The 12090-nt window shown below is 65.7% G+C and carries 12 protein-coding genes and 1 pseudogene; 11 read left to right on the top strand and 2 right to left on the bottom strand.

Annotation, left to right across the window (positions count from 1 at the left end):
* Positions 1 to 159: 159 nt before the first annotated feature.
* Both E1N52_RS25835 and gltS read right to left on the bottom strand, forming a co-directional pair.
* The gene (locus E1N52_RS25835) at positions 160 to 780 is read right to left on the bottom strand and encodes a LysE family translocator (RefSeq protein WP_133185662.1); all 621 of its coding nucleotides are present in this window, start codon (positions 778 to 780) and stop codon (positions 160 to 162) included.
* Between the two features lie 86 nt (positions 781 to 866).
* Positions 867 to 2081 carry a sodium/glutamate symporter gene (gene gltS / locus E1N52_RS25830; RefSeq protein WP_133185661.1) on the bottom strand — a complete coding sequence of 405 codons (1215 nt, stop codon included), beginning with the start codon at positions 2079 to 2081 and terminating at the stop codon, positions 867 to 869.
* Positions 2082 to 2339: 258 nt separating this feature from the next.
* On the opposite strand from gltS, the gene E1N52_RS25825 reads away from it, so the two are divergent.
* The 11 genes and pseudogenes from E1N52_RS25825 to E1N52_RS25775 all read left to right on the top strand — a co-directional run.
* Positions 2340 to 3749, top strand: a complete 1410-nt coding sequence (locus tag E1N52_RS25825; RefSeq protein WP_133185660.1) for a DUF2252 domain-containing protein — start codon at positions 2340 to 2342, stop codon at positions 3747 to 3749.
* Positions 3750 to 3861: 112 nt separating this feature from the next.
* Positions 3862 to 4755 carry a LysR family transcriptional regulator gene (locus E1N52_RS25820; RefSeq protein WP_133185768.1) on the top strand — a complete coding sequence of 298 codons (894 nt, stop codon included), beginning with the start codon at positions 3862 to 3864 and terminating at the stop codon, positions 4753 to 4755.
* A gap of 167 nt (positions 4756 to 4922) precedes the next feature.
* Positions 4923 to 5879 (top strand): transporter substrate-binding domain-containing protein, encoded by a 957-nt coding sequence (locus E1N52_RS25815; RefSeq protein WP_133185767.1) that lies wholly within the window; start codon positions 4923 to 4925, stop codon positions 5877 to 5879.
* A gap of 27 nt (positions 5880 to 5906) precedes the next feature.
* Positions 5907 to 6671 (top strand): SDR family oxidoreductase, encoded by a 765-nt coding sequence (locus E1N52_RS25810; RefSeq protein ID WP_133185659.1) that lies wholly within the window; start codon positions 5907 to 5909, stop codon positions 6669 to 6671.
* 86 nt (positions 6672 to 6757) lie between these two features.
* On the top strand, positions 6758 to 7018 hold the full coding sequence (locus E1N52_RS25805) for an oxidoreductase-like domain-containing protein (RefSeq protein WP_133185658.1): 261 nt from the start codon (positions 6758 to 6760) through the stop codon (positions 7016 to 7018).
* Positions 7019 to 7039: 21 nt separating this feature from the next.
* Positions 7040 to 7906, top strand: coding sequence for an NAD-dependent protein deacetylase (locus tag E1N52_RS25800; RefSeq protein ID WP_133185657.1), 867 nt, complete (start codon positions 7040 to 7042; stop codon positions 7904 to 7906).
* Between the two features lie 28 nt (positions 7907 to 7934).
* Complete coding sequence (locus E1N52_RS25795; RefSeq protein WP_133185656.1) at positions 7935 to 8552, top strand: pyridoxamine 5'-phosphate oxidase family protein; 618 nt, start codon at positions 7935 to 7937, stop codon at positions 8550 to 8552.
* A gap of 47 nt (positions 8553 to 8599) precedes the next feature.
* Complete coding sequence (locus tag E1N52_RS25790; RefSeq protein ID WP_133185655.1) at positions 8600 to 9214, top strand: DUF938 domain-containing protein; 615 nt, start codon at positions 8600 to 8602, stop codon at positions 9212 to 9214.
* A 121-nt stretch (positions 9215 to 9335) separates the two neighbouring features.
* On the top strand, positions 9336 to 10748 hold the full coding sequence (gene gndA / locus E1N52_RS25785) for an NADP-dependent phosphogluconate dehydrogenase (protein WP_133185654.1): 1413 nt from the start codon (positions 9336 to 9338) through the stop codon (positions 10746 to 10748).
* 209 nt (positions 10749 to 10957) lie between these two features.
* Positions 10958 to 11284 (top strand): DUF4148 domain-containing protein, encoded by a 327-nt coding sequence (locus tag E1N52_RS25780; protein WP_133185653.1) that lies wholly within the window; start codon positions 10958 to 10960, stop codon positions 11282 to 11284.
* A 562-nt stretch (positions 11285 to 11846) separates the two neighbouring features.
* Positions 11847 to 12090 (top strand): annotated as a pseudogene (locus E1N52_RS25775) (IS256 family transposase); the annotation flags it as partial.

Genomic DNA, 12090 nt, shown 5'->3' with positions numbered 1-12090 from the left:
TCCGCAGGGCCTTTCGTGAGCGTTGGGGAAAAGCTGCCCGCTCGCCGCGACCCGGACGATGGTTTGAGCATAGGGGGCACTGTCGATTAACGACAGTTAAAGTTTCTCGCGAAAATCATCAAGAGAAGCTTATGGATGAAGTGGGTGTGACGAGGCTCTTCAGGCGCGCCGCACGAGCAGGAAACTCACGCCAATCAGGCCGAGAAATGCGCCGCAGGTGCGATTGAACCAGCGGCGCACGGTGGTGCGCGTGAGCCAGCGGCCAAGGTACATGCCGGCGAGCGAGTACAGCGCGATGGCCACGCATTCGAGCACGAGAAAGCTCGCGCCGAGCACGCCGAACTGCGGCGCGATGGGCTTGGCGACATCGACGAATTGCGGCAGGAAGGCCGTGAAAACGAGAATCGCCTTGGGGTTGCCCGCCGCCACGAGGCACTCGCGCCACGCGAGACGCGCGAGCGAGGCGTCGCCATCCATGCTTTCGCCGATGGGGTTGGCGTCGCTGCGCCAGAGCTGCACGGCGAGCCACACGAGGTAAGCGGCGCCCGCAAGCTTGATGACGAAGAAGACTGCCTCCGAAGCGCGCAGCACCACGGCAAGACCCGTGGCCGCGAGCGCGATCATCGCGGCGAACGAAACGAGCCGGCCCGTGCCGCCAAGGAACGCGCGCAGGAAACCGTGCCGCGCGGCCACGTTGATGGAGAGAAGATTATTCGGCCCCGGCGCCATGTTCAGCGCGAAGCAGGCGGGCAGAAAGAAGAGCCAGGCGGTGAGGGACATGATGACGCTCGAAAAACGTTAGCGCCGTGCGCGGCGCGCCGTGAATCGCGTCATTCTAGCGCGCTTCGCGCGATCCGCCTGGCCGCTCAATGGAAAACCGGCAGCATGAGAAAGAGCTTGATGGTGATGGCGTTGGCAATGTCGATGAAGAACGCGGCCACCATCGGCACCACGAGAAACGCCAGATGGGAATGGCCAAAGCGCGCCGTGACCGCCTGCATGTTCGCAATCGCCGTGGGTGTTGCGCCCAGGCCGAAGCCGCAGTGGCCCGCCGAAAGCACGACGGCGTCGTAGTTCGCGCCCATCACGCGGAACGTCACGAAGATCGCGTAGACCACCATGAGCAGCGTTTGCGCGACGAGGATCGTGAACACAGGCAGCGCGAGCGCGGCGAGGTCCCACAGGCGCAGCGTCATGAGCGCCATGGCGAGAAAGAGCGCGAGGCTCACGTTGCCGATCAGCGCGACGGCATGCTCGGCCACGGGCCGCCCGATGAGCGCGAGCCCATTGGCGAGCAGCACGGCCACGAACAGCACGCACACGAAGGTCGGCAATTCGAACGCGGTGCCCGCGATCAGCCCGGAGAGCGCGTCGCCCGCGGCGAGGCTGATGGCGATGAGCGTGAGCGTGTTGATGAACGCGCCCGGTGTGGTGGGCTGCTCGGATTTCGGCTCCTCGAATGCATACGGGTCGGGCGTTGCCGCGTCGCTGGCGCCGGGCGCGGCGTCGCCAGTCTGCGCGCCGATGCGTTTCATGAGGTGCTGCGCGACGGGCCCGCCGAGAATGCCGCCCATGATCAGCCCGAAGGTGGCGCACGCAATGGCCGCTTCGGTGGCGGACTGCAGCCCGTGACGCTCGGTGAACACCGCGCCCCATGCGGCGCCCGTGCCATGCCCGCCCGCGAGCGAGACCGAGCCGCCCAGCAGCCCGAACAGCGGATCGACGCCGAACGCCATGGCGAGCGCGATGCCCAACACGTTTTGCAGCACGAGAAGGGCGACCACGACGGCAAGAAAGCGCACGAGTACCGGGCCGCCGTGCTTCAGGTTGGCGAGGTTCGCGTTGAGGCCGATGGTGGCGAAGAACGCCTGCATGAGCGGCGCCTGCAACGAGGTGTCGAAGACCACGTCCGTGTGCGCGAAGCTGTGGAGTCCGAACACGATCAGCGCGGCTACGATGCCGCCCGCCACCGGCTCCGGGATGGTCCACTTGCGCAAGACCGGCACGGCGGCGATGAGCCACTGGCCGACCAGCAGCACGAGCGAGGCGACGACGAGCGTTGCGTAGACTTTGACATTCATGGCGTATGTCCGGCGGGGTGGCGAAGGTGCAAGGCAGGCGTCGCGTCTTTCGCGCACGGTACACCAGCCGCTTGCGGGCTGCGCGCATGGTGCGCAGCCAGGCGCCGGTTTCGGCCACGTGGCTTGCACGAAACGGGGCCCCACGTTTAAATAGGCAGGCATTCACGGGCCGAAGGCCGCCGCGCATGCAGGACGAATATCCCCGCATTTCCCCGATCGCCACGCTGGCGCGAGACCGTACAAGAACCGGAGAAGGTCATGAATGGGAGCACCGTTGCTGATCGCGAGGCGGCCGGGCGTGCCGCGCGCGAACGCTCGAAACGTTCGAGCCACAAGGAAACCGGCACCATCAAGCGCGATCCGCTCGCATTGCTGCGCTTGAGCAGCGAAGGCCGCGTGCCGAACCTCGTGCAGCTGCGCTATGGTCGCATGATCGTCTCGCCCTTCACGTTCTTTCGCGGCAGCGCGATCCTCCAGGCGCACGATCTTGCGGGCGTGCCCAACACCGGCATGACGATGGAGATTTGCGGCGATGCGCATCTGCTGAACTTCGGCGCCTTCGCCACGCCCGAGCGCCAGCTCGTGTTCGATCTCAACGACTTCGACGAGGTCGCGCCTGGCCCGTGGGAGTGGGACGTGAAACGCCTCGTGGCGAGCTTCGTCGTGGCGGCGCGGCACATGCGCTACTCGCGCGGCGTCGCGGAGGAACTGGTGATGACGGCCGTGACCAGCTATCGCGACCGCCTGCGCCAGTACGCGGAGTACGGCGCGCTCGATCTCTGGTACGACAAAATCACCTTCGATCGCATGGTCGAAACCGCGCTCACGCCCGAAGGCCGTCGCCTGATCCGGCGCGGCATGGAGAAGGCCGCGAATCGCACGCACGAGAACCTGCTCGAAAAGCTCGCGGAGCGCGATGGCGACCACTGGACGATTCACGACGCTCCGCCCGCGCTCTTTCACGTGCACGGCGTCAACACGCTGTTCGAACCCGAAGACGACTGGTTCACGCTTGGCGACTGGCGCACGTTGATCGAACCCATGTACGAGGATTACGCGAAGACACTTTCACCCGACCGGCGCGAACTGCTCGATCACTTCGCGATTCAGGACCTGGTGTTCAAGGTGGTGGGCGTGGGCAGCGTGGGCACGCGCTGCCTCGTGATGCTGCTCGTCGATCATCACGAGAAGCCGCTTTTCCTGCAGGTGAAAGAGGCGCGTCGCTCGGTCGTTTCGCAGTACTTCAAGTCGCCTTCGATCAAGCACGAAGGCGCGCGCGTCGTGCGCGGCCAGCGGCTATTGCAGGCGGCGAGCGATATTTTCCTTGGCTGGACCACGGGGCCCAACGGGCGTCATTTCTACGTGCGCCAGTTGCGCGACATGAAGCTCTCAGTCGATCTCCAGTTGCTCGACAGCACGCTGCTCTGCGGCTATGCGCGTTTGTGCGGCTGGGCGCTCGCGCGCGCCCACGCGAAGTCGGGCAGCGCCGCCATTGAAATCTCTTCGTACATTGGCCGCAGCGACCAGTTCGCGGAGGCGCTCACGGCCTACGCATTCAGCTATGCCGACCAGGTGGAGCGCGATTACGACGTGTTCCTCAAGGCCGCGCGCAGCGGCGCGATCGTCGCGCGCAGCGACGACGACATGGCCGCCGATTTCCGCGTATGAGCAAAGCCTGAGTCGAACTTGCAGGCGAAGCGCGCAGCCGAACGCGCTATCCTTGCGCTTTTCTTTCATCGCGCCGCGCATGAGCCTAGTACGCATGCACGGCACGCGCCCCATGCGTCTACGTCATATCGAAGTCTTTCACGCGATCATGCGCACCGGCTCGCTCTCCAAGGCGGCCGAGCTGCTGTGCGTTTCGCAGCCCGCGGTCAGCAAGGTGCTCGCGCATGCGGAGCGCAGTGCGGGCCTCAAGCTCTTCAGCCGCGCGCACGGCCGCCTGCAGCCCACGCGCGAGGCCGAATTGCTGTTCGCCGAAACGCAGAAGCTGCAATCGAACCTCGACAGCATTCGCGATCTCGCGCGCAATCTCGCGCTGCGCCCGCAAGGGCTGTTGCGCATCGGCTGTTTGCCGAGCCTCGGCATGAGCTTGATACCGGCTGCCGTGCAGACGTTTCGCGCGGGCTATCCCGATGTGTCGCTCAAGATTCAGACGCGCCACACCGCCGAGCTGCTCAACGCGCTGCTCACGCGCGAACTCGATCTGGGCGTTGCGCTCAATCCGCCCGCGCGGCCCGGCATTGCCGCGGTCGAACTGGCGCGCACGGCCGTGGTCTGCGTCGCGCCGCCCGACGACCCCACGCCGGAACATGCGCCGCTCGCGTTGCGCGATCTGGTCGATGGCGAATGGATCAGCATCGGCAACGTCGATCCGCTTGGCGAGGCGATCGGCAATCTGCTCGAAGCCGAAGGCGTGGATGACCGGCTCGCGGCCGTCGAGGCGCAGACGTGGCACGTGGCGCGCGCACTCGCGGCGCGTGGCATAGGCCGCGTGCTGCTCGACGAACTCAGCGCGCGCGGGGCGGGCGAGCCGGTGGCGATCCGGCGCGTCGAACCGGCGCTCACGGTCGGTGTGTTCGCCATGTGGCGCGAAGGCGGCATGGACTCGCAGGCAGGCCACGCGTTCGTGGAGGTGCTGCGCGGCTGCCTCGCCGACACGTGCACGGCGTGAGCGCCCGGACACGGAAGCCAAGGTCGCATGATGCGAGCCGAGACGGGCCGCCGGTACAATCGCGCGCAGGAGCGGAGCGCCGCTGAGCGTGCGCTTCATGCGAACGAACGAGAGATCCAGGGGAGACACGGTTGAAGCGCGAGTCAAAGCCGGTGGGTATCGCCAGAATGCTGCGCGGCCATATGCGCTACGTTGCGCTCGTGTGCGTCTGCATGTCTGCAGGCGCGGTGCATGCCGATGAACTGGAAAGCCCCACACTGCGCAAGATTCGCGACACCGGGACGATCGTCATCGGCGTGCGCGAAGCCACCGTGCCGTTTTCCTATATGGCCGGCGGCGAGCACGCAACGGGCTACTCTTACGAGATCACCCAGCGCATCGTGGATAACGTGCGCGAAACGCTCAAGCTTCCCGAACTGCGCGTGCGCGAACTCGTCGTCACGCCGCAGAACCGCATCACGCTCGTGCAGAACGGCACGATCGATCTCGAATGCAGCACCACGACGCATACGCGTGAGCGCGAGAACGACGTGGCGTTCTCCGACAGCATCTTCGAGTACGGCGTGCGCATGCTCGTGAAGCGCGGCTCGCCGGTCAAGGACTTCGGCGATCTCGCGGGCCGCACGGTGGTCACGACCGCAGGCACGTCGGAAGAGCGCCTGCTGCGCCGCTGGAACATGGAGCGTGCGATGAACATGCACATCATCGTCGCGAAGACTCACGGCGACTCCGTCGAAGCCGTGCGCTCGGGGCGCGCCGTTGCCTTCGTGATGGACGAGCCGCTGCTGCACGCCGCGCTCGCGACCGGCTACATGGCGAGCGAAACGCCGGGTGCGCCCGTCGCGCAAAGCGCGCGTAACCTGAACGACGCGCACGCTTTTGCGATCGTCGGCAGCCCGGCCAGGTCGGAAGTGTATGGCTGCATGTTCCGGCGCGGCGACACCGCCTTCAAGCGCATTGCCGACGACACCATCGCGAAGATGGAGCGCTCGGACGAGGGGCTCGCGCTCTACCGGCGCTGGTTCGAGTCGCCCATTCCGCCTGCGGGCGTGAATCTCGACTATCCGATGTCGGAGCCGATGAAGGCGCTTTTCGCGAATCCCAACGACCAGCCGCTCGATTGAAGGCTCAACCGAAAGAAAGAGGCAACGATGAGTGATACCGAACAACGCAAGATCGCACTGGTGACGGGCGCGGGCAGCGGCATTGGCCGCGCGTGCGCGCGCAGGCTGCTGGCCAACGGCTTCGCCGTCGTGCTGGCGGGGCGGCGGGCTGCGCCGCTCGAAGCGCTCGCCAACGAGGCTCGCGCGCGCGGCGAAGAGGCGCTGGCGGCGCCTTGCGACGTGACCGACGCGGCGGCCGTCGAGGCGCTCTTCGAGACGATCCGCACGCGCTATGGCCGGCTCGACCTGCTCTTCAACAACGCGGGCCGCAACGCGCCGGCCGTGGACATCGACGAGCTTTCCGTGGACGACTGGCGCGCCGTGGTCGATACGAACCTCACCGGCGTGTTCCTGTGCACGCGCGCGGCGTTCGGGCTCATGAAGCGGCAGACGCCGCGAGGCGGGCGCATCATCAACAACGGCTCGATTTCGGCGCACGCGCCGCGCCCGTTCAGCGCCGCCTACACGGCCACCAAGCACGCCATCACGGGCCTGACGAAAACCGTGTCGCTCGATGGCCGGCGCTACGACATTGCGTGCGGGCAGATCGACATCGGCAACGCGGCGACCGAGATGGCCGAGCGCATGGCGCGCGGCGTGCCGCAGGCGAACGGCGAGATTGCCGTCGAGCCGCTGATGGATGTGGAACTCGTGGCCGACGCGCTGCTGCACATGGCACAACTGCCGCTCGAAGCGAACGTGCAGTTTATGACGATCATGGCGACGAAGATGCCGTTCGTAGGTCGCGGCTAAGCCCATAGGCCGGGCGGGCGCTGCCGCACGCTCGGCCGCCGCGTCCCGTATACTGGCCGCTGAACCACTACGACGCCCGAGCGCCCATGTCTTTGCCCCCGCGTCCGGACGATGATCCGCGTCCTCAGCCGCCCGTATGCCCCGATAACGACGACTGCTGCCATAGCGGCTGCGACCCGTGCATCTTCGATCTGTACGACGAGGAGTACGGCCGGTACCGCGCCGCGCTGGCCGCGTGGGAGGCGCGTGAAGCCGAACGGCAGGCGCAGGCGAAAGCCGCGCGCAAGCAAGCCGCAAAACCGGCTTCGCCATCGGCCGCGCCGTCGGGCGGCAAGCCCTCGCGCTGACCTGCATTGCTGCCTGCCGCCATGACCGAATCCATCCTCGTTCCCAACGTTCCCGCCTTCGACGCCGCCGCCCTCGACGCGCTGCAGGCGTTCGTCGAGCGCCATTCGCGCCTGTTCGTCCTGACCGGCGCGGGCATCAGCACGGATTCGGGCATTCCGGGCTACCGCGATGAGAACGGCGCCTGGAAGCGCTCGCCCCCCATCACGCTGCAGGAATTCCTCGGTTCAGAGAGCATGCGGCGCCGCTACTGGGCGCGCAGCCTGATCGGCTGGCCCACGGTGGGTCTCGCACAGCCCAATGGCGCGCACCGCGCGCTCGCGCGCCTCGGTGCGGCGGGCTACGCGCCCACGCTCGTCACGCAGAACGTGGACGGGCTGCATCAGCGCGCGGGCAGCCGCGACGTGATCGAACTGCACGGCAGCATCGCGCACGTGCATTGCCTCGACTGCGGCGCGCAGTATTCGCGCGCCTCGATCCAGCCGGAACTCGAAGCGCGCAACCCGGCCATTGCGGGTGCGAGCGCGGAACCCGCCGCCGATGGCGACGCCCATCTCGACTTCGACGGCGCCAATGCCTTCCACGTGCCCGCGTGCGCCGCGTGCGGCGGCATGCTCAAGCCCTCGGTGGTGTTCTTCGGCGAGAACGTGCCGCGCGAGCGCGTGGCAAGCGCGTCGAACGCGCTCGACGAGGCCGACGCCGTCCTCGTGGTCGGCTCCTCGCTCATGGTGTACTCGGGCTACCGCTTCTGCGTCTGGGCCCAGCAGCGCGGCAAACCCGTGGCCGCGATCAACATGGGCAAGACGCGCGCCGACCCGCTCCTCGCCCTCAAACTCGAAGCCCCCTGCGCCGCCGTGCTCGACGCGCTGGGCGCGCGCCTCGTCCCCTGACACTCCACGACCCCACGGAACCGACGACATGCTGACCACGCTAGCCGACCTCGAAGCGCACTACGGCACGCCGCACGAACGCGCGTTGCGCAAGGAAATCGATCACGTCAATGCGGATTACCGGCGCTTCATCGAAAGCTCGCCGTTCGTCGTGCTCGCCACGGGCGGTCCGGAAGGCCTCGACTGCTCGCCGCGCGGCGATGCACCCGGCTTCGTGCGCATTCTCGACGAGCACACGCTCGCGCTGCCCGACCGTCCCGGCAACAATCGCGTGGACAGTCTGCGCAACGTAGTGGCCTCGTCGCAGGTGGGGCTGCTGTTCATGGTGCCGGGCGTGGGCGAGATGCTGCGCGTGAACGGGCGTGGCCGTGTGAGCACCGATCCCGCGCTCGTCGCGAGCTTCGCCGTGGATGACAAGCCGCCGCGATCGGTGCTCGTGATCGACGTGGAAAGCGTGTACTTCCATTGCTCCAAGGCCATCGTGCGCTCGAAGCTGTGGGACCCGTCGCGCCACGTCGAACGCTCGCACCTGCCGAGCGCGGGCGAGATGCTGCGCCGCGTGAACGAGGAGCAATATGGCGAGACGTTCGACGCCGAGACTTACGAAGCCGGTCTCGTCGAGCGCATCAAGAACTCGCTGTACTGATTGAAGGCTGAATGAACGCCAACTGAATGCCGGGAGACCGCAAGACGATGAACGAACCGCAAGCCGCCCAACGCCTGTCCGCGCCAGCCGCCGAGCGCAACGCCGCGCCGATCCTGGCGGTGTTGCGCGGCGCGCTGCCCGCGCGGGGCACGGTGCTCGAAATCGCGAGCGGCACTGGCCAGCATGCCGTCCACTTCGCGGCCGCGTTTCCCGACCTCGTGTGGCAGCCGAGCGACCAGGATGCGCGCGCCCGCGCTTCGATCGACGCCTGGCGCGAGCACTCGGGTCTCGCCAACCTGCACGCGCCGCTCGATCTCGACGTGCGCCGCGAGCCCTGGCCGATCGACGCGGTGGACGCCATCGTCTGCATCAACATGATTCACATCGCGCCGTGGGAAGCGGCGGAGGCGCTCATGAAAGGCGCGGGCGCGCGCATTGCTACGGGTGGAGCGCTCGTGCTCTACGGGCCGTACCGGCGCGAAGGCGCGCATACGGCGCCGAGCAACGAGGCCTTCGACGCCGACTTGCGCGCGCGCGACCCGTCGTGGGGCGTGCGCAACATGGAGGAAGTGGAGGCGCTGGCGCAGGCACAAGGCTTCGCGTGCGAAGCGCGCGTGCCGATGCCCGCGAACAACTTCAGCCTCGTGTTCCGAAAACAGTAAGCCAGGTCGGCAAACGTCCGGCGCACATGCGCGCGTTCGCGCAGCACCGCTACGTTTCCCTTATGCTTGCACGGTTGGCGCCCCGTTGCGGCGCCGTCAATGAATGAAGTGGAGAATCAACATGAGCAAACAGCCAATCGGCGTTGTGGGTCTGGCCGTGATGGGTAGCAATCTGGCGCTCAACATCGAAAGCCGCGGCCACGCGGTCTCGGTGTTCAACCGCAGCCGCGCCAGAACCGACGAGCTGATCGCTGAGTATCCGGATCGCAAGCTCGTGCCGGCGTACACGCTCGAAGAGTTCGTGGATTCGCTGGAAAAGCCGCGCCGCATTCTGATGATGGTGAAGGCCGGCGCGCCGACCGACGACACCATCGCCGCGCTCAAGCCGCTGCTGGAGAAGGGCGACATCCTGATCGACGGCGGCAACACGCACTTCACCGATACCATCCGCCGCAACCAGGAACTCGCGAAGTCGGGCCTGCACTTCATCGGCACGGGCGTGTCGGGCGGCGAGGAAGGCGCGCTCAAGGGCCCGTCGATCATGCCGGGCGGCCAGCGCGATGCTTACGATCTGGTTGCACCGATCCTCACTGAAATCGCCGCGAAGGCGCCGACGGACGGCGAGCCGTGCGTGGCCTACATGGGCCCGGACGGCGCGGGCCATTTCGTGAAGATGGTGCACAACGGCATCGAATACGGCGACATGCAGCTGATCGCCGAAAGCTACGCAGTGCTCAAGCAGGTGCTCGGCCTCTCGAACGAAGAACTGGGCAAGGTCTACACCGAATGGAACGAAGGCGAGCTCGACAGCTACCTGATCGAGATCACCTCGAAGATCTTCGGCAAGAAGGACGAGGAAACGGGCAAGGATCTCGTCGACGTCATCCTCGACCGCGCCGCACAAAAGGGCACCGGCAAGTGGACGAGCCAAAATGCGCTGGATATCGGCGCGCCGCTGCCGCTCATCACCGAAGCGGTGTTCGCGCGCGTGCTCTCGTCGCTCAAGACGCAGCGCGTGGCAGCGAGCAAGGTGCTTTCGGGCCCGGACGCGAAGCCGTTCTCGGGCGACCGCAAGGCGTTCATCGAGTCGGTGCGCCGCGCGCTGTACTTCTCGAAGGTGATTTCGTACGCGCAAGGCTTCTCGCAACTGCGCATGGCTTCCGACGAGTACAAGTGGGACCTGCAATACGGCACGATCGCCAAGATCTTCCGCGCGGGCTGCATCATCCGCGCGCGCTTCCTGCAAAAGATCACGGACGCCTACGCGAAGGACCCGCAGCTCGACAACCTGCTGCTCGATCCCTATTTCCGTGACATCGCGGCCAACTATCAGTCGGCGCTGCGCGACGTGGTGATCCAGGCGGTAAGCGCGGGCGTGCCGGTGCCGGCGTTCTCGTCGGCCATCGCTTACTTCGACGGCTACCGCTCGGAGCGCGTGCCCGCCAACCTCGTGCAGGCGCAGCGCGACTTCTTCGGCGCGCACACGTTCGAGCGCAACGACAAGCCGGGCAGTTTCCACGCCGACTGGTCGTAAGGTCGCAAGACAGAAGGCCGCATTGTCGTTGCGGTCTTTGTTGGAATCGTAAGGTGAGTCCGCAGGACTCACCTTTTTTTATTACCGAAATCGCAACGGTGTTTTGACGAATTAGGGTTTTCCCTAGCGTGATCGGACGCCTACACTGTAATCAATCGCTGACGAACACGGTGTTCCGAAGCGGAAATAAAACAGATGGAGGTCCGATCATGAACAAGCTTATCCCCGCAGTTGTCGTTGCCGCCGCTCTTGCCATCCCGGCAATCTCGTTCGCCCAGTCGAGCGAACAGGGCCTGACCCGCGCTCAAGTGCGCGCTGAACTGGTTCAACTCGAGCACGCTGGCTACAACCCGTCGGCTGACCATGTGAACTACCCGCAAAACCTGCAGGCCGCGCAAGCGCGCGTGACCCAGGAAAAGCTCGCCGCCGGCGACACCAGCGGTTACGGCGCACCGGCAGTGGGTACGTCGCAGTCGGGTGCAGCGGTGCAACCGGCGCAAGTCGCACCGAACCAGCGCATTTACTTCGGCCACTAAGTCCTGACCGAACGGAGCCGCTTCGGGCGGTTCCGGCAAGCTACCCCCTGTAGTGAGTTGTCGCTGTACGCAGTCAGTTGTTGCAGCAGAAGTGAGCAGTGAGTCGCAGTAGAAGTTGCAGTTGCTGCAGTTGCAATACGCAGTGAGTGGTTGCGGTAGAAGTTGCAGTGGTAGTACGCAGAGAAATTGCAGTGGAAGTTGTAGTTGGTGCAGTTGCAAAACGCAGTGAGTGGTTGCAGTAGAAGTTGCAGTTCGCAGTACGCAGTAGGTGAGTTGTTGCAGTCAGGAAGTTGCAGTACGCAGAGAGCAGAAGGTAGTTGAAGTTGGCTGGCGCAGTGAGAGGTGCAGCCGTGCAGTAGCAGTACGCAGAACGCAGTAGGCAGTACGTTGTTGCAATAGGCAGTCCAGCGCGGGCCGGTTCTCCACCGGCCCGTACTTTTTTGTGGCGCGTTTTGTCCATATTCAAGGACGCCATATCGAACATTGACGGGTCCGAACGTCACTCCTAGGGCCTGTCATAAATTTTGTGTGTAAGGCATAACATGTAGCTCAAGGAGCATGTATGCCACGCAAACCCAAGACGTCCCCCGAGGCCCTGACGGCGTTGCCGTCCATTCCGAAGGAACTGATCGACCAGTTCGTGAAGGGGCCGATGACGGCCGAAGCGGTGCATGCCGCCTCAGCGGCGTTCAAGAAGGCGCTGATCGAGCGGGCGCTGGGCGCCGAACTTGGACACCATCTGGGCTATCCGGCCGGCGCCGTGCGGCCCGAGAACGCGACCAACCAGCGCAACGGCAAGAGCGGCA

This window comes from Paraburkholderia guartelaensis (genome assembly GCF_004353905.1).
Lineage (GTDB): Bacteria > Pseudomonadota > Gammaproteobacteria > Burkholderiales > Burkholderiaceae > Paraburkholderia > Paraburkholderia guartelaensis.
This window is presented reverse-complemented; position numbering and strand designations above follow the sequence as displayed.